This is a genomic window from Patiriisocius marinus (assembly GCF_008974325.1).
Lineage (GTDB): Bacteria > Bacteroidota > Bacteroidia > Flavobacteriales > Flavobacteriaceae > Patiriisocius > Patiriisocius marinus.
In genome coordinates, this window is record NZ_BKCG01000003.1 from 317,306 (window position 1) to 343,998 (window position 26,693).

25 protein-coding genes and 1 pseudogene are annotated in these 26,693 nt (G+C 32.7%); 11 read left to right on the forward strand and 15 right to left on the reverse strand.

Features of this window, described 5'->3' with window-relative positions:
• Positions 1 to 30 precede the first annotated feature (30 nt).
• The gene (rlmF, locus tag GBH57_RS08360) at positions 31 to 906 is read left to right on the forward strand and encodes a 23S rRNA (adenine(1618)-N(6))-methyltransferase RlmF (RefSeq protein ID WP_151673980.1); all 876 of its coding nucleotides are present in this window, start codon (positions 31 to 33) and stop codon (positions 904 to 906) included.
• A gap of 168 nt (positions 907 to 1,074) precedes the next feature.
• A complete protein-coding gene (locus GBH57_RS08365) occupies positions 1,075 to 2,997 on the forward strand; it encodes a peroxidase family protein (RefSeq protein WP_151673983.1) in 1,923 nt (640 codons plus the stop codon).
• 102 nt (positions 2,998 to 3,099) lie between these two features.
• Here the strand turns inward: GBH57_RS08365 and GBH57_RS08370 are convergent, their stop codons facing one another.
• Positions 3,100 to 4,665 (reverse strand): DEAD/DEAH box helicase, encoded by a 1,566-nt coding sequence (locus GBH57_RS08370; RefSeq protein WP_151673985.1) that lies wholly within the window; start codon positions 4,663 to 4,665, stop codon positions 3,100 to 3,102.
• Positions 4,666 to 4,840: 175 nt separating this feature from the next.
• Between GBH57_RS08370 and GBH57_RS08375 the strand changes: the two genes are divergently transcribed.
• Entirely contained in the window at positions 4,841 to 5,410 is a 570-nt protein-coding gene (locus GBH57_RS08375) for a pseudouridine synthase (protein ID WP_151673987.1), read from the forward strand.
• 1 nt (position 5,411) lies between these two features.
• Here the strand turns inward: GBH57_RS08375 and GBH57_RS08380 are convergent, their stop codons facing one another.
• On the reverse strand, positions 5,412 to 6,065 hold the full coding sequence (locus tag GBH57_RS08380) for a hypothetical protein (protein ID WP_151673989.1): 654 nt from the start codon (positions 6,063 to 6,065) through the stop codon (positions 5,412 to 5,414).
• A gap of 254 nt (positions 6,066 to 6,319) precedes the next feature.
• On the opposite strand from GBH57_RS08380, the gene GBH57_RS08385 reads away from it, so the two are divergent.
• The 5 genes from GBH57_RS08385 to GBH57_RS16005 all read left to right on the forward strand — a co-directional run bounded on the left by GBH57_RS08385 (position 6,320) and on the right by GBH57_RS16005 (position 10,158).
• A complete protein-coding gene (locus tag GBH57_RS08385; RefSeq protein ID WP_151673991.1) occupies positions 6,320 to 7,186 on the forward strand; it encodes a sigma-70 family RNA polymerase sigma factor in 867 nt (288 codons plus the stop codon).
• 204 nt (positions 7,187 to 7,390) lie between these two features.
• Positions 7,391 to 8,356: a mechanosensitive ion channel family protein gene (locus tag GBH57_RS08390; protein ID WP_151673993.1), complete on the forward strand. Its 966-nt coding sequence runs from the start codon at positions 7,391 to 7,393 to the stop codon at positions 8,354 to 8,356.
• Between the two features lie 57 nt (positions 8,357 to 8,413).
• Positions 8,414 to 8,548 carry a hypothetical protein gene (locus tag GBH57_RS16285; RefSeq protein ID WP_262714253.1) on the forward strand — a complete coding sequence of 45 codons (135 nt, stop codon included), beginning with the start codon at positions 8,414 to 8,416 and terminating at the stop codon, positions 8,546 to 8,548.
• A 190-nt stretch (positions 8,549 to 8,738) separates the two neighbouring features.
• A complete protein-coding gene (locus GBH57_RS08395) occupies positions 8,739 to 9,602 on the forward strand; it encodes an OmpA/MotB family protein (RefSeq protein ID WP_151673995.1) in 864 nt (287 codons plus the stop codon).
• A gap of 385 nt (positions 9,603 to 9,987) precedes the next feature.
• A complete protein-coding gene (locus GBH57_RS16005; RefSeq protein ID WP_161596081.1) occupies positions 9,988 to 10,158 on the forward strand; it encodes a hypothetical protein in 171 nt (56 codons plus the stop codon).
• Here the strand turns inward: GBH57_RS16005 and GBH57_RS08400 are convergent.
• Positions 10,150 to 10,875, reverse strand: a complete 726-nt coding sequence (locus tag GBH57_RS08400; protein ID WP_151673997.1) for an SDR family oxidoreductase — start codon at positions 10,873 to 10,875, stop codon at positions 10,150 to 10,152. The two genes, GBH57_RS16005 and GBH57_RS08400, sit on opposite strands and share 9 nt — an antisense overlap.
• Positions 10,876 to 11,025: 150 nt before the next feature.
• Between GBH57_RS08400 and GBH57_RS08405 the strand changes: the two genes are divergently transcribed.
• Entirely contained in the window at positions 11,026 to 11,634 is a 609-nt protein-coding gene (locus GBH57_RS08405) for a M15 family metallopeptidase (protein WP_151673999.1), read from the forward strand.
• 4 nt (positions 11,635 to 11,638) lie between these two features.
• On the opposite strand, the gene GBH57_RS08410 is transcribed toward GBH57_RS08405, so the two are convergent.
• The gene (locus GBH57_RS08410) at positions 11,639 to 12,583 is read right to left on the reverse strand and encodes a mechanosensitive ion channel family protein (protein WP_151674001.1); all 945 of its coding nucleotides are present in this window, start codon (positions 12,581 to 12,583) and stop codon (positions 11,639 to 11,641) included.
• A gap of 75 nt (positions 12,584 to 12,658) precedes the next feature.
• Positions 12,659 to 15,499, reverse strand: a complete 2,841-nt coding sequence (locus tag GBH57_RS08415; RefSeq protein ID WP_151674003.1) for a M16 family metallopeptidase — start codon at positions 15,497 to 15,499, stop codon at positions 12,659 to 12,661.
• A 125-nt stretch (positions 15,500 to 15,624) separates the two neighbouring features.
• Between GBH57_RS08415 and GBH57_RS08420 the strand changes: the two genes are divergently transcribed.
• A complete protein-coding gene (locus GBH57_RS08420; protein ID WP_151674005.1) occupies positions 15,625 to 15,903 on the forward strand; it encodes a DUF3817 domain-containing protein in 279 nt (92 codons plus the stop codon).
• Positions 15,903 to 17,174 (forward strand): mechanosensitive ion channel family protein, encoded by a 1,272-nt coding sequence (locus GBH57_RS08425; protein ID WP_151674007.1) that lies wholly within the window; start codon positions 15,903 to 15,905, stop codon positions 17,172 to 17,174. The genes GBH57_RS08420 and GBH57_RS08425 overlap by 1 nt, the downstream gene beginning before the upstream one ends.
• Positions 17,175 to 17,214: 40 nt before the next feature.
• Here GBH57_RS08425 and GBH57_RS08430 read toward each other — a convergent pair whose 3' ends face one another.
• The 10 genes and pseudogenes from GBH57_RS08430 to GBH57_RS08470 form a co-directional block, all read right to left on the reverse strand.
• Positions 17,215 to 17,607, reverse strand: a complete 393-nt coding sequence (locus tag GBH57_RS08430) for an acyl-CoA thioesterase (RefSeq protein WP_151674009.1) — start codon at positions 17,605 to 17,607, stop codon at positions 17,215 to 17,217.
• 189 nt (positions 17,608 to 17,796) lie between these two features.
• Positions 17,797 to 18,354, reverse strand: coding sequence for a type 1 periplasmic binding fold superfamily protein (locus GBH57_RS08435; RefSeq protein WP_151674011.1), 558 nt, complete (start codon positions 18,352 to 18,354; stop codon positions 17,797 to 17,799).
• 18 nt (positions 18,355 to 18,372) lie between these two features.
• Positions 18,373 to 20,772 (reverse strand): TonB-dependent receptor, encoded by a 2,400-nt coding sequence (locus GBH57_RS08440; RefSeq protein WP_151674013.1) that lies wholly within the window; start codon positions 20,770 to 20,772, stop codon positions 18,373 to 18,375.
• Between the two features lie 38 nt (positions 20,773 to 20,810).
• On the reverse strand, positions 20,811 to 21,140 hold the full coding sequence (locus GBH57_RS08445) for a hypothetical protein (protein WP_151674015.1): 330 nt from the start codon (positions 21,138 to 21,140) through the stop codon (positions 20,811 to 20,813).
• Positions 21,141 to 21,377: 237 nt separating this feature from the next.
• Positions 21,378 to 22,076, reverse strand: a complete 699-nt coding sequence (locus tag GBH57_RS08450; protein WP_151674017.1) for a thioredoxin family protein — start codon at positions 22,074 to 22,076, stop codon at positions 21,378 to 21,380.
• A 2-nt stretch (positions 22,077 to 22,078) separates the two neighbouring features.
• Positions 22,079 to 22,603: a TlpA family protein disulfide reductase gene (locus GBH57_RS08455; protein WP_151674019.1), complete on the reverse strand. Its 525-nt coding sequence runs from the start codon at positions 22,601 to 22,603 to the stop codon at positions 22,079 to 22,081.
• Between the two features lie 914 nt (positions 22,604 to 23,517).
• Positions 23,518 to 23,634, reverse strand: a pseudogene (locus tag GBH57_RS16230) (DUF6090 family protein); the annotation flags it as partial.
• A 362-nt stretch (positions 23,635 to 23,996) separates the two neighbouring features.
• Positions 23,997 to 25,214, reverse strand: coding sequence for a GAF domain-containing sensor histidine kinase (locus GBH57_RS08460; RefSeq protein WP_151674021.1), 1,218 nt, complete (start codon positions 25,212 to 25,214; stop codon positions 23,997 to 23,999).
• Positions 25,215 to 25,439: 225 nt separating this feature from the next.
• Entirely contained in the window at positions 25,440 to 25,850 is a 411-nt protein-coding gene (locus tag GBH57_RS08465; RefSeq protein ID WP_151674023.1) for a DoxX family protein, read from the reverse strand.
• 83 nt (positions 25,851 to 25,933) lie between these two features.
• Positions 25,934 to 26,407 carry a Crp/Fnr family transcriptional regulator gene (locus GBH57_RS08470; protein WP_151674025.1) on the reverse strand — a complete coding sequence of 158 codons (474 nt, stop codon included), beginning with the start codon at positions 26,405 to 26,407 and terminating at the stop codon, positions 25,934 to 25,936.
• Positions 26,408 to 26,693 lie beyond the last annotated feature (286 nt).

The following is a 26,693-nucleotide window of genomic DNA, read 5'->3' on the forward strand; positions in this document are numbered from 1 at the left end:
TATCAACTCTAAAGACTACATTTGCCCACAATGCACAAACAAAATCCACACAGTAAAGGTTATAATTTTGACAAATTAATAACTGTTAGTCCTAGCCTAGAGCAATATGTACTTGTTACAGCTCACGGAAATAAATCAATCGATTTTTCAAAAGCAGCAGCTGTTCTTGAACTTAATAAAGCATTACTTGCAGAGCATTATGCTTTAGTAGAGTATCAATTACCTAGAAACTATTTAATACCACCAGTACCTGGGAGAGCAGATTATTTGTGGCATTTAAACGACCTATTAATTGAACGTGGAATTATCAATAAGCAACAGACTACCAAAGGGCTTGATATAGGTACAGGAGCAAATAGCATCTACCCTATTATTGGTTCGCAACAATTTGGTTGGAATATGGTGGGAGCTGATATTGACGAAAAAGCTATAGCTATTGCCAAGGAAAATATTTCAAAGAACTCCTTAGAAAAAAACATAGAATTAAGGCATCAAAAAGATCCTTCAAATTTGTTTAAAGGTATTATTGGAACTGAAGAAAAATTTCAATTTACTATGTGCAATCCACCTTTTCACGCCTCAGCAAAGGATGCTGAAAAAGAAGCACTTCGGAAAATTAACAACTTGAAGCTTCCCAAAAGAAATGAAAATAATGAGCTTGCCTTAAATTTTAAAGGTCAATCTAATGAACTTTGGTGCAATGGTGGTGAAGCCCTATTTATTAAACGATTAATAAAACAAAGTGCCGAATTTAAACAACAAGCTGAAGTATTTACAACATTAGTAGCTAAAGAGATTCATCTTCCTAAAATCTATAAACAATTAGACAAATTAAAAGCTACTCACACTACTATCGAAATGGGACAAGGAAACAAAAAAAGCCGATTTGTTGCTTGGTGGTTTTAATTAATATAGTACTAAAGACAATTTTAGTTTGTATCAAGACAGTATTATAAAGCTTCTAAAAAGAACTTAAAATTTTGAAATAGTATTTAGACGTTCCATTTCAGAATCCTTACAGAAATATTAGAATAAAAGGTTAAATTTCTTAAGTTTGTGTTAAAACAACTTGATATGAAACAAACTAACTACTATTTGATGGCACTTTTCTGTGTTATTTCATTTTCAATTACAGCTCAAGAAAACCGAAGTTATGATGGGTTAGGCAACAATGTTGCAAATCCTGAATGGGGAGCTGCCGGAACGTATTTTAGAACTTTCACAACTGCAGCATATTCTGATGGTATAAGTGAACCTGGAGGAGAAAACAGAGCCAATCCAAGGACTGTTAGTAATGCTTTAGGAAGTCAAGAAACTTTTTTACCAAATGAATTAGGTTTAAGTGATTTTATTTGGGGTTGGGGTCAATTTATAGATCACGATATTAACTTAAATGACGATGAAACCTCTGAGCCAATAAATATTCCTGTTCCAGGTTGTGACCCAATGTTTGATCCAGCTTGTTTAGGCAATAAAGAAATTAGAATGTTTCGTTCTATCTCAGATCCAGCAACTGGTACTGATATTTCAAATCCAAGAAGACATATTAATGAAATTACATCATACATAGATGCTTCTATGGTTTATGGAAGTGATGAAGATAGAGCTAACTGGCTTCGTACCGGAGTAGATGGATTAATGAAAGTTGGCGCTAATCAATCATTACCTTGGAATACAATCGATGGACTCTTTGAAAGTGCAATTGACCCTAATGCACCATTTATGGTCGTTGATGGTCAAATATTACCAGATAAGTTTTTCGTTGGTGGTGACGTAAGAGTAAACGAACAACCTGGATTAGCTTGTTTTCACACATTACTTGTTAGAGAACATAATAGACAAGCTGTAAGTATAAAAGATGCACACCCAGGATGGAATGATGAGCAAATTTTCCAACGTGCCCGTAAGGTTGTAAGTGCTATAGTTCAAGCAATTACATATGAAGAATTTCTACCAGCAATTGGAGTTCAATTACCTACCTACAGTGGTTATGACACTTCCGTAGAAACAAGTATTACTAATATGTTTTCTGCTGCAGGTTACCGTTTTGGGCATACATTGGTAAATGGTCGATTAATTCGTTTTGAAGAAAATGGTGACGATTTTCAGTTTGGAGCTACAGATTTAAGAGATGGCTTTTTCAATCCTGAATTATTAAAAGATGAAGGTGGAATTTCTCCTTTCTTTAGAGGAATGGCAGCACAAGAGCATCAGTTAGTTGATCCTTTAATTATGAACGATTTACGTAATTTCCTTTTTGGACCTCCAGGATCTGGTGGGATTGATTTATTAGCGACTAACTTTAATAGAGCAAGAGAACGTGGTTTAACTGATTACAATTCTATAAGAGTTGCTTTAGGTTTAGCACCACACGCTACCTTAGCCGATTTAACAAGCGATATTGAATTACAGTCTAAACTATCAACAGTTTACACAGATATTAATGATATTGACCCTTGGATTGGTTTTATGAGTGAAGATCATTTACCAAACGCTATTATAGGCGAAGGACTTAATGAATTATTTTTATTCCAGTTTGGAGCTCTTAGAGATGGTGATCGTTATTATTATGAAAATGACCCTGCATTTACACAGGTTGAAATTGACGAAATTAAAAATACAAAACTTTCTGAAGTTATTTTAAGAAATACAGACATTGAAACTTTACAAGAAGATGTTTTTACAGCAGTACCACGTGACGAACTTTCAATTGAGTTTTTTCCTTTCTCAGGAGTTATGAATATCGATGTTACAGCGTATCCAAACCCTGTACAGAAATATTTTAAAATACGTATTGAAGCACGTAGACCTTCAATGGCTACACTTCGTATTTTTGATTTAAATGGAATTTTAGTTCAAGAAAAGCAAATTGCAATGATGAGAGGTGTTACAGAACACGATTTCGAATTAAGTGACCAACTTGCTAATGGAACATATCTAATATCACTAGAAAGTGATGCTGGAAAAGGTTCTCTAAAAATTATTAAAGGGAAATAATTTCAAAAGACTAAAAATTAAAAAAGCTCAAACAATTTAATGTTTGAGCTTTTTTAATTCTATAATATTTCCGAAGAAAAAATAATCGATATAGATTTAAAGTTATTCGTCTTCCTCAACTGGTGGATGCCCGTGAATCTCTTCAAATATTGTATCAAAATTTTCTCTTAGGTGACTCCGCAGTTTAAGTCTGTAATCATTTTTTAACCAAGATAAAAAGTTGTGTGTACTTTTACTAATACACTTAGAATAACGTTCAATTCTAAAGTCTATGTCCTCTCCTAACTGTTTTGCTAACTCTAAAGCATCATAAACATCTTCACTGTTTTCAGTACAAATGTATGCGTGTTGGGCAATTGAACGTTCTAAGATTACCTTAGAAGTTTCTCCAGCTTTCACGCTATTTACGTAAGCTTTTTTGATATCAAAAGAAACATCTTCTGAATTCTTAAATTTTTCACGGAGAGCTTCAGGCATTTCATAAGTGAAATAACTTTCTAACTCCTCGTCATCCATCATATTGTCGAGGTAATAATTTGGCGATCTAAAAATGCGTTGCCAATCTAAATCTGCTCCCCAAGGTCCAAAACGATGAAAATTATTACCAAGGTCAATTACATCAAAAGTACGCTTGTCTTTCCAAATACGTGATCCACGACCAATCATCTGGTAATACAAGGTCAATGATTTAGTAGCTCTATTTAATATTATTGATTCAACAGAAGGTTCATCAAAACCTGTGGTTAAAATACTTACCGAAGTCAATATTGCATCTGGAGTTTCGTGAAACCACTTTAAGATGGCTTTACGTTGCTTTTTTGTTGCAGTATTGTCAAGGTGCATTACTGGATATCCAGCATAATTAAATGCATCATAAACGTGTAAGGAAGTATTAATACCGTTATTAAAAATAAGGGTTTTCTTTCCTTTAGAACGCTCTTCATATGCTTGCATTAACTTAGTAAGCATATCTCCTTGAGTATATAAATCTTCAGAAGATTTTACAGTATAATCTCCGTTAGCCCCTACTTCTAATGAAGTAAGCCCCACATTATATGAGTATGTATTCGCTTCAGAAAGAAATTCGTTTTCAATTAACTTTTCAATAGTTTCTCCTACAATGAGCTCATTGTAGTTATCATTCATTGGGAGTTTTATATTCGAACTCAAAGGCGTAGCTGTTACACCAAGAATAAATGATTTATCGAAATACTTGAATAATTTAGTAAATGAATTGTAATGCGCCTCATCAATAATTACAAGACCTACATCACTAATATCTAGTTTATCATCTTGCAATCTATTATTAAGAGTTTCGACCATTGCTACAAAACAAACAAACTGATCTTGATCATCTAGATTAGCAGTACTGTTTACAACCTTGTTTTTAACACCAAATTCCGTAAGCATATTTGAAGTTTGCTTCAACAGCTCAATACGGTGTGTCATAATAAGAACTTTCTTATTATGATTCGTTAGGTATCTACGAACAATCTCAGAAAATATTACTGTTTTTCCACCACCTGTTGGTAGTTGGTAAAGCAAGTGATAATCATCTGCTCCTTCATCAAATGCGCTAAATATTTTATCAATCGCACCTTTCTGGTAAGCATATAAATCTTTTCCAGCTTTAGTTTCGTCTATACTATCTTCAAAGTAATCTTTCATTTACGCGGGATGCTATTAGGGTAGGGTTGAAATATAAGGCTGCAAAAATACGCCCTTTTGTGAGTATTGCAAGAAAGAATGGAAGTTAATTTTATCCGAAACTTTAATATGAATCATATTTCGGCTTAAACATTTTTAAAGATTCAAAATTATACCTTTACCGAAATTCTAATTCGTGGAAACGCATCGACATTTTGCCATTTTCAAACCTTACGGAATGGTGAGCCAATTTATTACAAACGATAGGCATTCAAAAAACAAAAAATTTTTAGGAGAATTACAGGATTTTCCCGAAGGAACTATGGCAATAGGAAGACTCGACGAACCTAGTGAAGGGCTATTGTTATTAACAACCGATGGAAAAATGAGTTCTAAAATTAGATCTCGTAAAACTGAAAAAGAATATTACGTTCAAGTCGATGGACTCATTACTGATGCTGCTTTAAAAGTACTAGAAAATGGTGTTGAAATTTCGGTTGAAGGTAGTGCTTATAAAACATTGCCAAGTAAAGTCACTTTATTTTCAATTGCTCCTTCCCTACCCAAACGTGCAAAAAAAATAAGGGATGATCGCCACGGTCCTACTTCTTGGATTTCAATAATTATTACGGAGGGAAAGTTTAGACAAGTAAGGAAAATGACAGCGGCTGTAGGTTTTCCTACATTACGTTTAGTACGCTATAGAGTTGCTAATATTACTATAGATGCAATGGATGCTGGTGACGTAAAGGAAATTGCGCTGTAATTTACTCTTTAATGACTAATATAGTTGCTTTTCTACCTGTAAGTAAATTCCACTCATTTTTAGAAATAAGAATTCCTTTATCATCATAAACATGAAGTTCTGCTGTATTTGGACCACTATCACCTTGATTCAATGCTTGAAAATCAATAGCATTTCTTCCTGGCACAAGGTTTAAGTTAAAGCCTTTAAAACTAGAATCTAATGAGATGTCACTTTGTACAATATCATCATTGACATACACTCTTATTCTATCGCCATCTACACTTTGGTGATCTCTATACACAACATTTACATAGCTACCTTTAGTACTTAGTTGTCCTAAAGCTTGGTCTCTATCATACTCATCAGTCGCTTCTTTATCTTTTAAAAATGACTTAGGTGTCATATCTGTCTTTACAGTTAGAAAACCATCATCTGTATTAATGCCAATAGGTTTTGGATCTTCTTCCCCTAATCCCCTGTCATTTTTAAGTTCGTATTTAGGTTTATCAACACTTAATCCAGGTACTGATGTAGCTGGAATATTTAAGGCAGTATTATCTGGGACAACTTCCTCTATTTGTTCAAACTTTACAGTTTCGTTAGAAGGATTGTCAAACTGAGCCCAAGAGACAGTTGAAATAAATATTGTTAATAAAAAGACTGCTATTTTCATATGTTGATTTATAGACGAAATCATAAAACAAATATTACACCAAATTTCTACAAAACATAAAAGTGGAATCATTTTTTTTAATCTTGGACTATATAATGTGTACATATGATACAATTTTAAACCCTTAAAATTTCCGAAGAAAAAAATAAATAACTTTTTTTCAATCTTTTTGTAACTTTTATAGATGTTGTTACGTATAACCTTTTAGAGTGCATAAAGTACGTGCTCGAAAACCCTTAAATCTTTATTACACTATGAGACAACTCAAGATTACCAAGCAGGTTACTAACAGAGAAACGAAATCATTGAACAGTTACTTACAAGATGTAAGTAAAATTGATATGATTACAGCAGAAGAAGAAGTTGAGTTAGCACAACGCATTAGGGAAGGTGATCAACGTGCACTAGACAAATTAACAAAAGCGAATTTACGTTTTGTTATTTCGGTGGCGAAACAATACCAAAACCAAGGTCTTACTTTAAGTGACCTTATTAACGAAGGAAACGTTGGACTTGTAAAAGCTGCTCAACGTTTTGACGAAACACGTGGATTTAAATTTATCTCATACGCTGTATGGTGGATTCGTCAGTCTATATTACAAGCTATTGCAGAACAATCTCGTGTGGTACGTTTACCATTAAACAAGATTGGTGATATCAATAAAATAAGAAAAGCTTCTATTCACTTAGAGCAAGTTCACCAAAGAGTACCTTCTGCAGCTGAAATTGCAAAGGAACTTGATATGACTGTGAGCAGTGTAAAACAATCATTGAAAAACTCATCTAGAAGTTTATCGATGGATGCACCGTTCCAAGAAGGTGAAAATGATAATAACCTTTACGATGTAATTAGCAGTGGTGAAACACCTAATCCAGACAAAGCCTTAATTCATGAATCTTTAAAGATCGAGATTGACCGTGCTCTTGACACATTAGCTCCTCGTGAGGCAGATGTTGTTAAATTAAATTTTGGATTAAGTGGACAACCTGCAATGACATTGCAAGAAATTGGTGATACTTTCGAGTTAAGTCGTGAGCGTGTTCGTCAAATTCGTGAGAAAGCTATCCGTCGTTTACGTCAAGAAAGTAAGAGTCACATTCTTAAAAAATATTTAGGATAATTTCTTCGGAAATATTCTATTTGGGAAAGCAGCTAATAGTAATTATTAGCTGCTTTTTTTTGTATTCTAAAATAAAACTTAAAGAAATACACTAAACTGTTAAACAACTCCTAAAGTACCGTCATTTCTACAAATTTTATGTTTTTATTAAAACTCTTAGCATCACGTTAAAGGTATATTTACGTACAACCTTAAAATAACACGATGTTACAAAACACACCAAAACAAACAACTAATACTGTTGAAAACATAGCAGATGGTACCGAAAAATTAGCTAGTAAAATTTCAGCAACCGATGCCGTTAGCAGTTTATGGGATAAATTAGATGGATGGGTAGATTCCTTTATTTTAAAGCTACCTAATATGGCTGTTGCTATATTGGTAATGATACTTTTCTATTTTCTAGCAAAAGGATTATCTAAAGTTGTTAAGCGATTAATATTACGAAAAGTAAAAGAGCAATCTATTAAAGATATAATTGGACAGATTGTATTTGCAGTAATACTAGTAATAGGATTTTTTGTAGCTCTAGGTGTTATGGATTTAGACAAAGTATTAACTTCTGTCCTTGCTGGTGCTGGGGTTGTTGGTTTAGCAATAGGCTTAGCGTTGCAAGGAACATTGAGTAATACTGTTTCCGGGTTTATATTATCGTTTTTACCTAAAATAAGTATTGGAGATTGGATAGAATCTAACGATGAAAAAGGTTTTGTAACTGAAATTAATTTACGCAACGTTACAATTAAACGTCCTGACAATAATTTTACGGTAATACCTAACTCTACTTTTGTGGATAATCCATTTACAAATTATTCATTAACCAAACGTTCTAGAATTATAGTCGCTTGTGGTGTTGGTTATGAAAGTGATTTACAAATGGTAGAAGATCTTGTTGTAAAAATCATTGGAGATCAATTTAAACAAGAAGCTGGCGAGGAAATTGAGTTCTTCTTTCAAGAATTTGGTGATAGCTCCATTAATTTCATTGTTCGCTTTTGGGCAGATGCTAAAAATGGAAAAGATGCACACATATTAAAGCATAATGCCATTAAAACTATTAAGAAACACTTTGATGCTAATGATGTTAATATTCCTTTCCCTATTCGTACAATGGATTTTGGAAAGAATAAATTACAGATTGTTTCTAGTGAGGGAACTACATCAAAATAAAATAGTAATTTAGAAAAATCATTAATTAAACTAAAATCCGTAAAACGGTATGTACTTATGAAAAATATACTTAGAGCAATAATTGCTGCTTGGGGCGCAAAAAAAATAGGCGGTGGTCGATGTGGATGTATCGGGACTGTTATTGTATTTATTATACTATTTATTGTACTTGGGTGGTTAGGTTTGAAATAGACTAAAATTTAACATTTATAAAAAATCTCTTTAACACCGAAATAATTGGCTTTAATGAGGTTTTCTAATTAAAATAACCAAAATTCTATTAACAACTTGTTAGACTACTTTATGAGAAGAATAACATTTATGCAAAAATAAACAACACAATACACGGTTATCTATTGATAACTAAAAAACAAACTATACTATGAAAAAGTTATTCGTATTACCACTTATTTGTGGACCATTATTATTTACATCTTGTGTTTCAAAAAAGAAATACACTGAACTTGAGTCTCAATATAACGACACACGATCTACACTTACTAAAACAGAATTAGAACGTGAAGAATTAGAAAACAGACTTACAAGCATTGAAGAACGCGTTGCAAATTATAATGCTAAAATTCAATCGTTAAGTGATTCTAATATTAGCTTAAAGGAATTAAGCGATTCGAGATTGCAACAATATGGAAATGTTGTACTTTCTAATAAGGATAAACAACAAATGAAAACGGCTCTAGCAAATGTTGATCAAAATCAATTAGCGCAAGCTAAAACTCTTCAAGACTCTTTGAACTTACTTGTATCATATAATTTAAAGAAAAATCTTGACTCTCAATTTTCTGAGAGTGGTGCACAAGATGATATCCAAGTTTCTATTGACGAAACTGTTGTGATGATTAATATTTCGGATAAATTATTATTCAACTCTGGAAGTTATAGAGTGAATAGTAAAGCTAATCCACTTTTAAAACGTCTTGCTGATGTAATAAATAGTGAGCCTGCTTTAGAAGTAATGGTAGAAGGACATACAGATGCTCAAACAGTTAAACCAGGCGCGTCAGTGAAAGATAACTGGGAACTAAGTGTACAACGTTCTACTGCTGTAATTAGAACATTACAAGACAAATACGGCGTTTCTCCTGAAAAACTTATTGCAGCCGGTAGAAGCAGTTATTTACCATTAACTGAAAATGATACAAAAGAAGGTCGTTCTGCTAATAGACGAACGCGTATCGTGTTATTACCAAATCTAGATAAGTTTTTAGCATTACTATCTGCTAATTAATTAAAATATCGTTTAAAAGCGTAAAAAAGCAGTTATACAACTCGTATAACTGCTTTTATTATTCATAAACTTGTAGTAAATTACTTACACATTATAAAATTCCCTAGATATTAAAATTGAAGATTCAAAATATAGCTCTGCAATCAGAAAAAAAGTTACCACTGTAGATGGTAATTTTTACATATTTGATAATTTCGTAGTTAGTGAAATCTTTGAAGGCGTTGCTTTCGATTGGGATTCTGCTAAAAAGATAATTGAGAAAATTTACGAATTCTACGGTAGTAGAGATATAAAAATCGGTTACATTTCAAACAGAGTAAACTCATACTCGCTTTACCCACAAGATTGGATTAAATTTTTTAAGAATAGACATCAACTTTCATGTATGGCTATACTTAGTACAAACAAAACTAGGTTAGCTAACGGAATGTTAGAGAAGTTGTTTGTAAAAACTAAATTAAAAAACTTTAAAGATTTAGATCAAGCAATACTATGGGTAAAAGAAAATACGCCAAATACTTTTGCGCAGGAAACCACACTAAAAAAATCACTTTGATGGTGGCGTAGTTGGTCTAACTTCTATTTTGCTTGGTAATGTTCTTGGATTCATTTTTAATAAATCTACAACAAGCTCACCTATATCTTCTATTTGTATTTTCCAAGCACCTTTGTCGCTAGGTTCATTTCCATTAAAATGCGTTGATACACTTCCTGGCATAATAGTACTTACCTTCACTTTGTGTTGCCTTAAATCTAACATAGCTGCTTGCGTAAAACCTGTAACGCCAAATTTACTCGCATTATAAGCTGTTCCACCAGCAAAAAAGTTAGTCCCTGCTAAACTTGAAATTGAAATATAATAACCTTCACTCTTTTTTAAAGAAGCTACCGAAGATTTTAAAGTATAAAATGCACCCGTTAAATTAGTATCAATAACATCATTCCATTGTTCTATAGTAATGTCTTCAATACTCCCAAAATGCCCTAAACCAGCATTTGCAACCACAATATCTAATTGTCCAAAAGTTTCTTCAAGTTTTAAAACGGCTTTTACCTGATCATCATAGTTTCGTACATCTGCCTCAAGTGCTAAAATTTTCGCACCATCTTTAGCGTTATCTTTTAATATATTTGCGGCTTCTTCAGCACTTTTAAGTGACCTACTTGTAATCCCAACGTGTATTCCTTGAGCAACTAATTGCGCTGCAATTCCATATCCTATTCCTTTGCTACCACCTGTAATTAAGGCTACTTTTCCTTTTAATTGTGACATAATACAATCCCTAAACGGGCAAATTTAATTAAGTTATCTAATCATTAAAATTACAAACTCCTATGCTCCCTCCCTATTAAGATTTCCTTAAAGTTATTGATTTTTTCTTCTGAAATTTTAAGCAGGGACTAAATGTGCTATTTTTGAAAGATGAAGCAATCTGTACTTTTAATATTAGCATTCATTTTTTGTTCTACTTCTGAACCCTTACAAACCCAATTACTGGATATGGGAATTTACGGTAATGAGTTTGATTATGAAATACGATATGCAACTGCAGATAATTTTATAGGCGAAGTTTTATACGATTGCCCTAAATGTTTGTTACAACCAGAAGTGGCTGATGCTGTTTTGGAAGCAAATATGTATTTCTGCGAACTTGGTTATAAAATAAAATTTTACGATTGTTACCGGCCATTAGATGTGCAAAAATTTATGTGGAGTAAAGTACCAAGACCAACTTATGTAGCCAACCCTTATGGAAAAGGATCTATACATAATAAAGGAGCAGCAGTTGATATTACTTTAGTAACATTAGATGGTTGTTTTGTTGAAATGGGAAGTGATTACGATTTTTTTGGTAGAGCATCGCATATTGATAACTTTAATCACACACCAGAAGTTTTAGCCAACCGAAAATTACTTCGTGAAGGAATGCAAAAAGTAGGGTTTAGAACTGTACGAACTGAATGGTGGCACTACAGCTTTAAACAAGCTTGGCGTTTTGAAACTATGAACGACAAACTACCTTGTGAGTAATAGGTTAGTTAGTGTGCTTTTTCTCTTCTAAATCAAGTTCTCTATCTCGTGGATCTTTTCTTAGTTTTAATGGTAAATCTTCTTGACCTCCGTATAATTTAATTTCAGTGATATCTCCTGGAAGAATAAACTCCGCTTTAATTAGTGCTTCAATTACAGTTTTTATGATTCGTCCTCTCAAAACTCTTGCAGCAACTCGGTAATCCTTAGTGTGAACCCAAAAGAATACTTTTAAATTAATTGTACTTGAACTTAATTCCTCTTCAATTACAAAGTTTTCGTGATCTGCGTCTTGTACAACACCTTCGGTTTTACAAAGTATATCATAGATGATATTTTTGACTGATTCGATATCATCTTCATAACCAATACCCACAACAAAGTCGTGTCTAAAAAAACCATCTGCAGTATAGTTCTGAACTGGTTTAGTAAGTACATCGCTATTAGGGATAAAAATATCACGTCCATCACTTGTTTTTATTTGTGTGTACCTAAAATTCAAAGCCTTCACCTTTCCGAAATGAGGATCGATCATTATAGTATCGTTGATATCAAAGGGTCTATTAAAAGCTAAAATTATACCTGCCAAAAAGTTTTTACCAATATCCTGAAATGCGAAACCTAATACAATCGCTCCTCCACCTACGGCTGTTAATACTCCTGAAGCAACACCATCTAAACCTGCTGCTTTTAGTGCTAACATTATTACAATACACGTAAGCACAAAACGAATTGCTTGTGCAAGAAACCTTGCCATTAATGGATCGGTTGCCTTTTTTTGGATTCTTGTTTTGTAAAAATTAGTGATGGCTCTTGCAATAAGAACTCCTGCTACAATTATAAAAATAGCTAGTGCAATACGAGGTATAGCATTCAGAAATTCATCGTAATAATTTACTAGTGAATCTGTTATTGTTTCAGTTGATGTTTTTCTTAAATTGGCTTGCACTTATATTGATTTTTTAAAATAAAAGTCTAGGTTTTAATAGAAAACCTAGACTTAAAATAGTTTCTAAAATGTTGCCTAAATTTTATTTCCGTAGATATCTAGTTCGATGACATTTTTACCTAATTTTTTAACTTCATTAAGTTGGGTTTTCTTGTCACCAACAACAAGGTACACCATATCTTTTTCATTCATATACTTATTGATAGTAGCTTTAAAATCTTCTAGCGACATTTCAGCTAACAACGCTTGTTCTTTATCTACATAATTTAGTGGTTTATTATACTTACTAATGTTACTTAACATTCCAAGTTTAGCTCCAAAAGATTCAAAAGCTCTAGTATTTGCTTTAACAATTTTGTTTTTAGTTAATTCAACATCTTCTTCTGTAAAACCTGGACCGTAATCTGTAACCATTTCTTCAATAATTTCTAACGAAGGTAATGTTGCATTTGCACGAACGCTAGATGAAATTGTAAAAGCTGCTTTGTCCATTCTGTTTGGAATTCGAGAGTAAGCACCATACGTATATCCTTTCCCAATTCTAAGAGTTTGGAATAATCTTCCACTTGATCCTCCGCCTAAAATTTCGTTTGCAAAGTCTAACTTTTTTGCATCTGGGTCGTTTGCAGAAAGTGCTATGTTTCCTATGTAAAGTACAGACTGTTTTGCATCTGGCACATCAATAAAATATAGATTTCCAGCAATCTCGTTTTCTGAAATAGGATTATTCGGTATCGCTATTTGTTCTCCATTCCAATTTTTGTTTAATGAACTTAAACTGTTTTCAACTTTAGATTTAGCTACTGAACCAACTACATGAAAGCTTGCCGCTTTTGGTGACAAATTGTTATAAAAAGCTTTTACATCTTCTAAGGTAATATGCTCTGCTGTTTGCAATGTTCCATTTGTTGGAATACCATAAGGATGATTTGCTCCATATACCAATTTATTAAAATTGATTGCAGCAATTGCTGTTGGATTTGCTTCACGGCCTTTTAGCGAGGTAATGAGTTCTTGTTTTAGACGATTGAACTCCGTTTCATCCCATCTTGGTTCTAAAATCATTTCCTCAACAAGTTTCATTGTTGCGTCAAAATTACGAGCTAGAGTGCTACCACTAATAGCTATTTCTTCAGATCCTGAACTAATGTAAATACTAGATCCTAAAAGTCCAATTGCTTCTTCTAACTCGGCAGCAGTTTTAGTTTTAGTTCCTTCGTTCATTAAATCTGCCATTAAAGAAGCTACACCTGCTTTTCCTGCTGGGTCTAAACTGTGGCCTCCAGTAATGGAAATTTCAAAATTTACTAATGGCAATTCATTATTTTCAATTCCGTATAAATTCATTCCGTTGTCTAAACTTCCTGTCCATACGTCTGGCATTTTCAATAATGGAGCAGCTCTGTAGTCTGGCTCGCTACGGTCAAATTTCGATGGAGTTTTATCATATACCGCTTCTGCACCTTGGCTCACCTCTTCGTTAGCAGCCATTGCACCTACTTCTTCAATCCACACTGTTGCTTCAGTTGCGTTACTTACAGCTAACTCTGGAGTGTCCTTAGGGATCACACTTGTCATTACATAATTAGCACCATTAAGGTATTTTTCATACACGTTCATTATATCTTCACGTGTTAGATTTTTTATTATTTCAGTATCCTTAATAGTTTGTTCTGGATCACCAGCAAATTCATTATCCTGTACTAACTGAAATGCTTTATTTAAAACCGTAGCAACACTTTGATAAACTTGAGTTTCTAATTCGGCTTTTATTCTTGTCAGTTCATTATCAGTAAAACCATTTGTTTCAAAGTTTTGTAATCCTTCATCTATTGCAACTTTTACTTCATCGAGTTTCACTCCTTCATTTGCTCTAACTCTAATAATAAATTCTCCCGCTAACTCACTACTGTTTTGGTATGACCCAACATTAGGAGCCAGTTTTTTCTCTTCTACAATTGTTTTATATAATGCCGATTTTTTACTTCCGCTTAATAATTGACCTAATACTTGTAGTGCGTATGAATCCTTATTATAATTTTCAACCGTTGGGAAAACCATTCTTAATTCAGGAAGTTTTGCGAAATTGTCTTTAAAGTAAAGAGATTTTGTTTCGGCAAGTTTTACTGGCATTGGGCTTAGAGCAGATACTTCTGGACCACTTGGTATTTCTCCAAACCATTTTTGGACCAATTCTTTTGTTTCAGTAATATCAATATCTCCTGCTATTACAAGTGATGCATTAGACGCTCCGTAATACTCACGATAAAATTCCTTTACATCTTCAAGTGTTGCTGCTTGTAAATCTGGTAATGCACCAATTACAGTCCAACTATATGGGTGTCCATCCGGATATAAATTTTTTCTAATTATTTCATCTGTATAACCATAAGGTGCATTGTCAACACGCTGACGTTTTTCGTTTTTCACAACCTGCTTTTCACGTTCTAAAGCTTCTTTAGTTACGGTGTTTAACATGTACCCAAAACGGTCACTATCAATCCATAATATTTTTTCAAATGCATCAGTTGGTACAACCTCATAATAAATAGTTCCATCACTCCAAGTACCACCATTACGGCTACCTCCCCATTCTGGAATCATTTTACGGTTAGCTCCTACGGGCACATTTTCACTATCATTAAAAGACATATGTTCGAAGAAATGTGCAAAACCAGTTTTCCCAGGCTTTTCACGATTTGAACCCACATGCATAACCGTAGCAACGGCAACAATAGGATCACTTTTATCTACATGTAAAATGACCTCAAGTCCATTGTCTAAGGTAAATTTTTCGTAGTCTAATTTGAATTCAGTTTCTTCAGTTTCTGCTGCTCCATCCATTTTTTTTGAATTGTCACAGCCCATAAATGATAGCACAAGACAACTAAGGATTGCGGAATAAATAATTTTCATAATAGTTTCTTTGGTTGAATTTTTCGAGTGAAAAGATAATCACTTTATAAACGAAAGTTCCATAAATATATCTTAAAAATGATATTTCAACCTATCGAAGTGTATCTTTGCTAAAAATTTAACAAGTGGATAAACAAGTAAAAGCATTTAGAATAATTAGTACCCTTGAGGCAATTTCATTTTTAGTATTATTAGGTATAGCAATGCCATTAAAATACATTTGGGATATGCCACAAATGGTTAAAACAGTTGGGTCTTTGCACGGTTTACTATTTGTACTTTATGTATTAGGTGCAGTTTATATGTGGAAAAAATTAGAATGGAGTTTCAAAACATTAGTTATTGTTGTGCTTTGTTCTGTTCTTCCTTTTGGACCTTTTTACGTTGAAAAAAAGTACCTATAATGAAACTAGAAGCTATCTTTCCATATTTCAGTTTTTTGTACGAGTATTTCGTATCTCAAGGAATGAACGATACACTAGCAAATGTGTTGAACATTTTAATTGTGATAGCTGTTTTAGGACTTATAGCAACAGTATTAGATATAGTATTACGTAAAATAATTATCCAATTATTTAAAACACTTGGTACTCACGAAATAAAAACCTTTGACAATTACCTAATGGAAAGTAATTTTCCACGGTATGTGTCACACTTTGTACCTGTTATTATTTTCTGGTATTCCACTCCTATCCTATTTGATAAATACCCAAAGCTTTTAAACTTTTTTGATACTTGTTTAAACCTTTATTTGGTTGTATTATCAATACTCGTTTTTAGAAGTGTATTACGTTCCATAAAAAATTTCTCAATCACAAAACCGCAGTATAAAGACAAACCCTTACAAAGTTATGTTCAGGTTTTAATGATACTTGCTTGGTGTGTTGGGATCTTTTACACCATTAGTTTTTTAAGTGATTTCGATTTAAAAAGTGTTGCAACTCTTGGTGTTACAAGTGCAGCTGTGTTACTTATATTTAAAGACACCATTTTAGGCTTTGTTGCAAGCATACAAGTTTCAGTTAACGATATTGTACGTATTGGTGACTGGATTACCTTTAGCAAATTTGGCGCAGATGGATATGTAACCGAAATCAATCTTGCAACAGTACGTGTTCAAAATTTTGACAATACTTTTACTACTATCCCAACCTATAGCCTAATAGCAGACAGTTTCCAAAACTGGAGAGGTATGCAAGAAAGTGAAGGTAGACGTATTAAACGTTCTATTTATATTAAGCAGAATTCTGTAAGATTTATGACTGCGGAAACGCTCGCCGAATTAAAGAATATCCAACTCATTTCCCCATATATAGATCATCGTGAAAAGGAAAACCGAAAGTTTAATGCCTCAGTTGAAGCAGATCAACGAATTCCTATAAACGGAAAACGACAAACTAATTTAGGTATTTTTAGAATTTATGCCGAGTCGTTTTTGATTGAAAACCCTTTAATCAATCAAGATTTATTTTTAATGGTGAGGCATCAACCTCCTACTGACAAAGGAATTCCTATTGAAGTGTTCTGTTTTACCTTTGATAAAACTTGGGAAAACTATGAACGCATTCAAGCAGATATTTTTGACCATTTAATTGCTGCTGTACCGTATTTTGGACTCGAACTTTTTGAAAGCCCTTCTGGAGGTGACTTTGAAAAGCTTAACAAAGACAAATAAAACTCTAACCAGAAATTAATAAATAGTAATTACAAATTGTCTATTTATCCTGTAATCTATTTTTTACATATTCAATTTCAGTTTTACCGTGTGCAACAGGTTTACCGTCATCACCAAGACTTACCATTATTATAGAATCTACTGTAATTATTACTTCACGCGTCATCTTGTTTCTAACTTCACAAGCTAATGTTAACGAAGAGTTTCCGAATTTAGTAGGCTTAATACCTATTTCAATAATGTCACCTTCTTTAGCCGAACTTCTAAAATTTATCTCACTCATATACTTTGTGACTGTACGCGAGTTTTCAAGCTGTATGATAGCGTATAAGGCTGCTTCTTCATCAATCCATTCAAGTAGTCGCCCACCAAACAAAGTGCCATTAGGGTTAAGGTCTTCGGGTTTTATCCATTTACGTGTGTGAAAATTCATAAGTTATTTGTTTAAAAATAAAATTACTAAAATCTACCAAGTAGCGCTGAATGATTAGCGAAACTTTAATATAAAATAACAGACTTCGATGCTTAAAATTTCCGCGAAAGCGTTCTTTTTATTAACCGCATAAAAAAGCCCCTTACAGTAAATCTATAAAGGGCAATCTATAATTTAATAATAAAAAAGCTACTCTACTGTAAGCGTAAACGTTGCTGCAATATCAGTTTCACCACCAGCATCAGTTAAACTAGTTGTAGGTTTAACCGGTTCGTGACGTAATGTAAATGTTAATGTTCCTGTGCTTGCAGTATTAGCCGTTAATGCGAATTCAGTTCCTAATTCATCTCCATTTTCATCGAAGTTTGAGTAGCTAGTTGTAACATCTAAGTCACCTCCCGTCGTAAAGAAAAATTGGTGTTCTTCAGCCTCTTCTTCTACTTCTTCTGTAATATTTTCGGCTGGGTCTACTGTTTCATTTAAAAGTACGATTGATCCGTTATAGCTCAAACCAGCAGTTAAGTTTCCTGAAACTGTAACTACAGGTGCATTTGGTCCATCGCCATCTAGATCACGTGTTTGTAGCACTACTGGAGTATCGCCATTAGTTGGTAAAAGTGTTACTGTTAAAGTTGTTATTATTTCCTCTTCATTAACAATTTCTGGAGTAGCATCGTCATCGCTTGAACAAGAGACAAATAATACGGTTGCAAAAAGTGCAGTAGCTAATAATTTGATATTTTTCATAATTTTAAATCTTAGTTTTTAGTAATTAATTTTAATGTTAAGTAAAAAATTTCTACCCAAATCATCTGCATAATATCGCAAACGGTTTAAGTAATTTCTGTAGGATGTATTTATCAAATTGGTCACTCTAAATCCTACGGTGGCAATTGATTTTTTATTTATGTTAAAGTCTATGCTCGAATTAAAATTGAGCAAGTGGTAAGCGTCTGGCGGAGTGCTGACATCTACAAGCTCCATAGTTTCGGTCTCCGGAATAAACACTTCAAAATTGTTATTAGGATATTCGTTTTGACGAAAAACATATTCGCTTTGTAAGGCTACATACAGGTTATGGAATGTAGGATGTTGATAGCTTATTTCATTTTTAGTACTAGCAGGCGGCATGTTAATTAATGCTTCATCGCGTGTGCGATCATAGCCTTTTACCAATGAAAACTGATGTTTAAAGTTGAAATTTTCAGCAAACTTATAATTGGCATCTATATCAACACCTAGCAATTGTGCATTGGTTTGCCTGTATTCCCAAACTTGAAAATTTCCTCTAATGGTTTGTTGCACATCGGTAGGTTCAATAACAATAAAATTGTTGATGGTATTAATATATGGATTTACTGAAAAACCAAATACATCATTTTCCCGCTGAAATGTTAGTGTTACTTTATGACCTACTTCAGAGTTAAATTGCAAATCGCCATATTCAATTCGGGAAGCCGAATGATGTAACCCTTCACTAAATAACTCTGATGCATTAGGTGCTCTTGAGGCTAAAGCATAGTTAAAAAATAACTTGTACTCTTCGTTAAAATTATAAGTCGCTCCAAGTGTTGCCGAAGCATTACTGAAACTTAACTCAGGATTAGTTAAAATCTGATTATCAAATTCCTCCACTACAATTTCTGGAAAGAGTACGTCGTAATTTCTTGATTCCCAGAAAGACGTTCGGTAAAATTTGAAAACGTCCATATACGTATAATCAAATCGACCTCCCGCTTCTAAAAATAAGTCATCGTTATATTGATATCCTGCAATAGTATAAACCCCTAAATTATATGTGTCATAATCTGGAATTAATCTTCTAACTCCCGTACTAGGATCTGCAAAATTGTTTTGAGATCGTGCTAAAATTCCTGTTTTTAAATTTAGATTTTCAGTTAAATCTGTATCTACATCAAGTTTTAATGTATGTGTCGTTAAATCTAAATCTACTGAGGCATTTTCGCTATCTGTTCCACGTCTAATGTCAAACTCTAATCGGTTATTTTTCTGGAAGTCATATTGCAGACTTACTTTTCCGAAATTATCAAACCTTTTAAACCCTTTAATTCTGGCTAAATGGTGCGTTACATCTTGCTTTGGCTCTAAAATTTCATATGTAAAATCATTTATCACCAAAGGTCTATCGCTATTAATAGCTCTAATTTGATCCTGTGCACCACCTACATGAGAGGCTGTTAATATTCCTATTTCGTTTTTAAAAAGTGAATAATAAGCTTCAAAGCCATAATTAAATTGGTTATACCCTACGCTTGCTGAAAGATTGCGCTCATAAGTTCCGGTATTGCTCAATACATAGTCTGGCGCTTCAAAATCGCCAAAACGTTTTACCGTTCCTTGTACTGTTCCATACCATCCATTTTGAAACGTTTTAGTGAGTTGCGAACTAATTGATCCTCCACGACCATTACTAGCTCCAGTTAAAATGGTTTTACCGTAAAGGCTATCTTTTACAGGAACTTTAGCAGCTTCTGAAATAATAACTCCTCCTACGGCATCACCGCTATACTGTAACGCACCCGCTCCTTTTATTAAGGTTAGTTTCCCTGCAGAATTTACATCTATATTGGGTGCGTGCTCTGCTCCCCACTCTTGGTCTTCCATACGTACGCCATTGTTAATAATAACCACACGGCTACTGTGAAGTCCATTTATCAATGGTTTTACCACAGTATTCCCTGTGTTTAATGACGATACTCCACTAAGACTATTTAAGGCATCACCTAGTGTACCTCCACTATATTGCTCTAACTCCTTTTTAGAAATGGCATTTTCAAACAAAGTTTTAGTCTTATCACTATACGCTTTACCAGCAATAGTAACTTGATTTAACTCTTCTAAATGGTGCTCTAGCTTAAAATTTTTAGTAGTATTTCCCGCCACTGTAACCGTAAATCCCTTAGTTAAACAGTATAGATGTGAAACTTGAATAGCATACGTTCCCTCACAAAGATTAGAAATAGTATAATTTCCATCGATATCAGTTTGAACAGCTTGTTCAGTTCCTGCTACTACAAGTAATGCTCCTGAAAGCAATGACCCATCGTGCAAGTCTATAACAGTACCAGAAAGTGTATTGTCACAATTTTGAGAAATAGAAAGCATACTGCATAACAGCAATGCTAATAATACATAGTTGCGCATAAATAGTCTTAATTAACATAAATAAATAAGTTTGTTGATTAAGAATATGCAGGTGGCGCTCTAAGCTGTTTATTTGTAATTGTAAATGAATGAAGTACTAACGACGTTAGCTTGTCATTTACTTTTACTGGAATTAATTTTTGTGAAAATTCTGGATAAGCAACAATATCATAATTAAATGATGCTAGTTGAAAACTGCAAATTTCACATTTGGTTTTAGACGTATGTATATGGGTAGTACGATCATGACATACAATATGCTCGTGACCTTCAAAAGAGTGAATAAACTGCACTGCAGTAGGCAACATTAATGCTACAAAGAGCAATAATGCAATAGCGAACTTACCAAGTTGTTTATTACTATCCATAATTTTTTATACGAAATATCAAATGTAGAAAATTAAAGCTTTTTAAAATCACCTTTAAAAAGAGAATCCCCATTTAAGGTGATTTTTTAATATAATATTAAGAAAGTAGCTCTTGATAAACATGATTTTAGTCTCTCATCCTATTTTAATTTGTATTTAAAAGTATCAAAACGTAAAAAGCGATCTCGAATAAACTCCGAAATCGCTTTTAATAAGTAGTAACTATTAAAATATAAATTAGTCTGCCTTTACAGGACAACCAATAGCTTTAGTAAAATTAGGGTTTGGTTTTTTTCCATTTTCTAATGATGCAATAGCTTCTTCAACGTACTTTACTTTTACATCTTTAGCAGATCTAGCATTATCATCTATAGTACCTATATATTGCACTTTCATTGCATTATCCAACAAGAAAACATGTGGCGTTCTTAAAGCTCCAAACATAGGGAAAACTTCCTTTTTAGTATCGGCTAAATAAACAAATGGGAACTGCTTTTCTTTTGCTCTTTGTTGCATTGCTGCAAAACTTTCCTTCTCATTGCTTGCGCTTACATTTGGATTAATTGCAACTACAGCATAACCTTTAGGCGCATACTCAGTATGTAATGCTATCAAACGGTCCTCATACATTTTAGCGAAAGGACATTCATTACAAGTAAAAACTACAATGTATCCTTTTGCATTTTTAATATCTGATAGCGAAAACATAGTTCCATCAATATTCTTAAGTTTAAAATAGGCTGCTGTATCCCCTATTTTATACCCTTTCATTTGCTTTAATGATTCTGTTTGTTCAGGATTATGTCCACCACCTGGAGGTCCTTTATGCTCACCATTTGGCGGTGGCCCTTGTCTTTCTTGTGCTGAAATATTAGTAGTTATTAAAAAACTACTTAAAAAAAGTACGGTCATAAAAAGTAAACTGGTTTTTTTCATAATTAGTTATTTTTAGTTGTTTGTATTAGTACGTTTTCTAAATCTTGAATAGTATTAAATGCACGCTCGTGAAACGAACGATTGTTTTTATCAAATACAATAGTAAATGGAATGGATCCTGACCAAGTGGGATCAATTTTATCAATCCAGTTATTAGCATCTGGATCATCTAATAAAACCACTTTAGAGGTGATCCCTTTATTATCTAAAAATGGTATGAGTTTAGTTTCAATGTCTTCAGCAAAATCAAGGCTGACTAATAACACTTCAACATTTGGGTTGTTTTTTTTATATTCTTGGATTACGGGCAACTCCTTTACGCAAGGTGCACACCACATAGCCCAAAAATTTACAATGTAAACTTTATCATCATTAGTATAAAGCAAAGGCTCTAATTCTTCAAAATCATATACGGGAATAGTTTTATTTTTATCAAATGAAGTTACTACAGTAGTAGTAATATTACTATTAATCATCCCAAAGTAAAAAGGAATAAGTAGTACGCTAAATAAAAAACCTATTCGCATATCAAAGAGTTTTTAGTGATGAATTTTTAAAAAAAATAGTTTTCCTTTTTAGACGCTAAATCACTTTTCTTCCTTCGGAAATGCTATAATAAATTTACTTTTTAACGTTATTTTAATATTTCAGAAATACTCCAACAAAATTTATTTTAGTTGAATTCAATTGAAGTTCGTTCATAAAGAGTATGAATATTAAATTTTGGATGTTAACCAGATTCCATATATTAGTATTCAATGCTATAATACATAAACCAAGGTTGTAGAAAAGACACCGAATTTCTTGAGGAATTAAACGATCTATTATGCGTAACTTATTGTGGGAAGAGGTTTGTTATATTACACGTAACACTTTCGTTATTTATCTATTCGTTCATTAATTGATTTCAATAAATTTTTCAATTCAACTATTCCGTATTGCAAATTTGGAAGATAAACATTGTATATTTTTTGGTAACTACTTATTACATAGCGTCTATATTCTAGACTATTTACAAAATAATCTTGTAGTTCTTTACTGCTATTATCTTTTGTTATTCTTTTGCTTATCCATTCGGGATACCAACTATAGTTATCTCTAAATGTATTTACAACTAACAAAATTTCATCAGAATTTTTTTTCTCTAAAGTGTTAAGAATTATAGCAGTATATATAAATCAATCAAATACAATGATAGACTATCTTTAGAAGCGATAGATTTTAGGCGTTCAACACCACCTTTATTCATATTAGTTCTTGGACCTCCAGCCATTAATCGAGATAATCCATCGTCTAATAAATCTATAGTTCTAATATCAGAAATGACTGCATCGTAAACGGGTTTTATAGAATCATAAAATTTGATAATGCTTGAAAATTCTTCAATGTCATTAGCTAAATCAAGTACAATCTGCTTATAAATAGCAATAATTTCAGCTTACATCTTTCTGTTTTCATTCCAATTATTAATATGTAATGCAATCAAAATACCTATAACTACAAGTATAATTTCTCCAATAGCATACTTTAAGTAATTTTTAGTTTTTACTTCTGAAATTAAATTTTGTCTAATTTTTCTAAAAAATTTTATCCTTTGTTAGCCGTTTTTGGTAACGAAACGTAAAATTTCACAGATAAATAATGTGTATTAAAAAGTCTAGTCCACACTATTAAGGGCAGCTATTTAGATACTGCTTACTTATACTGAAATTGTATAAATAATAGGTTTCGATAAAAAATGGGGATAGATAAATATACGCTAACTTTTAATACATAAAAATTAGCGTATTGAAATTAACTTATTGATGTTTACTGTTTTAATGTGAATTCAAATACAACTTAATTACCTAATTTTTTAGAAAAAAGAGGGATTTCCTTGAGAAATTAAACCAATTGTTTTGTAGAAATTCTTTTGGGAATTTATTGGTTATATACAATGTTGGCAACCTTTTTTATCGGCATCGAGAATTCAAAAACTGTTTTTTCATCAGTCGAACTTACTTTCATTTCACCATCGTGAGCTTTAGCAATTTCTGACGAAATATACAATCCAAGTCCTAAACCAGACTTATTATTTGAAGCATTGGTTGTAAAAAATGGCTTAAATAAATTCAAAATTCTTTCATCAGAAATTTTATCGCCTGAATTCGTGACTTTAATTGAGAATATCCCGTTTTGTGATAAAATGTCTGTTATTATTGGTTTGTTAGTTGCGCCATGTTTCACTGCATTACCTAAAAGGTTTGAATACAGCTGACAAATTCTATTGATATCACAATCTACATCATCAACCAAATCAATATTCAATTTGATTTCGTGTTCTGTATCGACAGTTTTTATCTCTTTTGAAACTTGTTTTAATAATTTTTTTAATGCAAATTTATTATCAGAAAGTTCTAATTTTATTCCTTCGCCCAGATGTCCTTTGGCAAAATCAAGTAGATTATCAATTAAGCCTTGCATTCTGTATGATGTAGCTTTTATAGTATTAGCTTGCCGTCTGCCAATTTCGGGAAGTTCCATTTGTAATAAAATGTCTGCACACATTCTGGTAGTTCCGACTGGATTTCTCAAGTCGTGACCAAGTATTGCAATAAATGTTTCTCTTAATTCTCCAATGTGTTTCTCTTCTTGTAACTTTTTTGAAAGATCGTTTAATTCTTCGATTGCATCTAAATGAAAAGAAATAAGTTGCGTATAAAGTATAAATAAATCCTTTATTTCTCTACTATCAAGTTTGGCTGGCTTTGGATCGATTGCACAGAGCGTACCGAAAAATTCGCCGTTCTTCCTGTAAATTGGGAATGAAATATAACTTTGGAAGCCATACTGTTTTGGTGTGTGATGATAACAAAATTCATCACTCTTACTAACTTCTTCTATTATTACAGGATTTGTATGTTGCCTTATTTCATTGCAAATAGTAGTTTTCAATTCTAATTCATCTCCCGTATTCAACCCGAAATTAATTTCATCTTGTGACAAACAAGTAATCCATTTTTCGTCCGTAACTCTTGCAACTGCAGCGAATCGCATTCCCGTTGTTCGACAAATAATATTTAATATTGAAGGTATAGCATCAATTTGTACAATATTCTCAATGTCATTTTGTAAAGCTGGATTTAATTCTTTATTCATAGTTGGTTGATTGAAAAAAATAAAGATACCAATTTATTCAATATGTTATTTTTTTTCAAAATGGTTCTTAACGGGTTTGTTTATGGTTAGTTGCGTGGTTAAGCAACTAATTTAGCAAATACGAACCAAATAGAAAATCAGCGAAGATTTTCGAAAGTAGGTTAAAACTAGCAGTAAATTATATACTATATTTTGTGCCGTTTTTATTCAACTATTAATTAACCACTAACTTTTAGAAAATATAGGTGCTTTTTTACTTCTTCCCCAAACAATAAAAAGCGCAATACCAATTAGAACAACATTCATTCCTATATTCGGAAATTCACCTCGTGTTGCATGAAATCCTGCTGCTAGAACCATTATCAATGCAAGCCCTAAAGCTGCCCAAACAGTTAATATAGGTTTGAACCTAAAAATAGATGGAATTAATAAACCTAATCCTCCTAATAATTCACTAATACCAATAAACCTTACCAATCCTAATGGTGTAGATGTTACCCATGGAAGTGATTCTGCTAATGCCTCTACTGGTTGAGTAGCTTTCATAATACCTGCCATTATAAACATAACAGCTAATAGTCCTTGTGCAATCCATAATACTATATTGATTGCTTTGTTTCTTTTTTGATTTGTCATTATACTTTGATTTAATTTTATGGCACAAAAATCATAGTTTTAAAAAGCCTATGCATTGATGTAAATCAAGAAATGACATTAGATTATGTTTTTTGAGAAAGTACTTGTCGAACACGACTTAAAGCTTCAGGTGTAATTCCTAAATAAGAGGCTACCATTTTTAATGGAACTCTTTGAGTAATATTTGGATATGTTTTAACAAAATGCTCATACCTTTCTTTTGCATTTGAACTCATTAACATTATAATCCTATTTTGCATTGTTTCTAAACGTTTTAATAAGGCATTTAGGTCTGGGCCTTCTTTTAATAATTCTTCTTTTGTAGCTACATATATAATCGAGTCTTCAATAGCATCTATAAATAATTGACAAGGTGTATTGGGTTCACAATTATCCGCAACTAACCAGTTTTCAGGACCAAACATATAAATATGTTCTTTCCCTTTTTTATCGATTGTATAGCTGCGTAACAAACCACTCTCAACAAGATAAATCTTTGAACTTATCTCTCCTTTTTGTTGTAAAAGAGTTCCTTTTTTTACGTTTATTTTTTTCAATTATTTAGTTCTATTAAGGTGTGTTCAAATGGCATATAACATTCGAAGTATATGATTCGTTGCCTGGTTAAGCCTTAAAATTAGCAAACTAATCACAGATAGAAAATTCCAACGAAATTTTCGTAAGTCGGCAGTGACCTAACAATTAATTATATTCGACTTAAGTTTGATTTCTATTAAAATAGGTAGTTTTAATTATTAATCAGAAAGAACAAAAGAGCGCATTAAGGTTACTATATACGGTGAAGCTTAGACTTCGACAACATTGATAATCCGCTCTCTTTTA

What these genes read in the sequence shown, in the direction of transcription:
- rlmF (WP_151673980.1), top strand. Translation starts at nt 31, where the DNA reads ATGCACAAACAAAATCCACACAGTAAAGGTTATAATTTTGACAAATTA.
- GBH57_RS08365 (WP_151673983.1), top strand. Translation starts at nt 1,075, where the DNA reads ATGAAACAAACTAACTACTATTTGATGGCACTTTTCTGTGTTATTTCA.
- GBH57_RS08370 (WP_151673985.1), bottom strand. Translation starts at nt 4,665, where the DNA reads ATGAAAGATTACTTTGAAGATAGTATAGACGAAACTAAAGCTGGAAAA.
- GBH57_RS08380 (WP_151673989.1), bottom strand. Translation starts at nt 6,065, where the DNA reads ATGAAAATAGCAGTCTTTTTATTAACAATATTTATTTCAACTGTCTCT.
- GBH57_RS08385 (WP_151673991.1), top strand. Translation starts at nt 6,320, where the DNA reads ATGAGACAACTCAAGATTACCAAGCAGGTTACTAACAGAGAAACGAAA.
- GBH57_RS08390 (WP_151673993.1), top strand. Translation starts at nt 7,391, where the DNA reads ATGTTACAAAACACACCAAAACAAACAACTAATACTGTTGAAAACATA.
- GBH57_RS16285 (WP_262714253.1), top strand. Translation starts at nt 8,414, where the DNA reads ATGAAAAATATACTTAGAGCAATAATTGCTGCTTGGGGCGCAAAAAAA.
- GBH57_RS08395 (WP_151673995.1), top strand. Translation starts at nt 8,739, where the DNA reads ATGAAAAAGTTATTCGTATTACCACTTATTTGTGGACCATTATTATTT.
- GBH57_RS16005 (WP_161596081.1), top strand. Translation starts at nt 9,988, where the DNA reads ATGGCTATACTTAGTACAAACAAAACTAGGTTAGCTAACGGAATGTTA.
- GBH57_RS08400 (WP_151673997.1), bottom strand. Translation starts at nt 10,875, where the DNA reads ATGTCACAATTAAAAGGAAAAGTAGCCTTAATTACAGGTGGTAGCAAA.
- GBH57_RS08405 (WP_151673999.1), top strand. Translation starts at nt 11,026, where the DNA reads ATGAAGCAATCTGTACTTTTAATATTAGCATTCATTTTTTGTTCTACT.
- GBH57_RS08415 (WP_151674003.1), bottom strand. Translation starts at nt 15,499, where the DNA reads ATGAAAATTATTTATTCCGCAATCCTTAGTTGTCTTGTGCTATCATTT.
- GBH57_RS08425 (WP_151674007.1), top strand. Translation starts at nt 15,903, where the DNA reads ATGAAACTAGAAGCTATCTTTCCATATTTCAGTTTTTTGTACGAGTAT.
- GBH57_RS08430 (WP_151674009.1), bottom strand. Translation starts at nt 17,607, where the DNA reads ATGAATTTTCACACACGTAAATGGATAAAACCCGAAGACCTTAACCCT.
- GBH57_RS08435 (WP_151674011.1), bottom strand. Translation starts at nt 18,354, where the DNA reads ATGAAAAATATCAAATTATTAGCTACTGCACTTTTTGCAACCGTATTA.
- GBH57_RS08440 (WP_151674013.1), bottom strand. Translation starts at nt 20,772, where the DNA reads ATGCGCAACTATGTATTATTAGCATTGCTGTTATGCAGTATGCTTTCT.
- GBH57_RS08445 (WP_151674015.1), bottom strand. Translation starts at nt 21,140, where the DNA reads ATGGATAGTAATAAACAACTTGGTAAGTTCGCTATTGCATTATTGCTC.
- GBH57_RS08450 (WP_151674017.1), bottom strand. Translation starts at nt 22,076, where the DNA reads ATGAAAAAAACCAGTTTACTTTTTATGACCGTACTTTTTTTAAGTAGT.
- GBH57_RS08455 (WP_151674019.1), bottom strand. Translation starts at nt 22,603, where the DNA reads ATGCGAATAGGTTTTTTATTTAGCGTACTACTTATTCCTTTTTACTTT.
- GBH57_RS08460 (WP_151674021.1), bottom strand. Translation starts at nt 25,214, where the DNA reads ATGAATAAAGAATTAAATCCAGCTTTACAAAATGACATTGAGAATATT.
- GBH57_RS08465 (WP_151674023.1), bottom strand. Translation starts at nt 25,850, where the DNA reads ATGACAAATCAAAAAAGAAACAAAGCAATCAATATAGTATTATGGATT.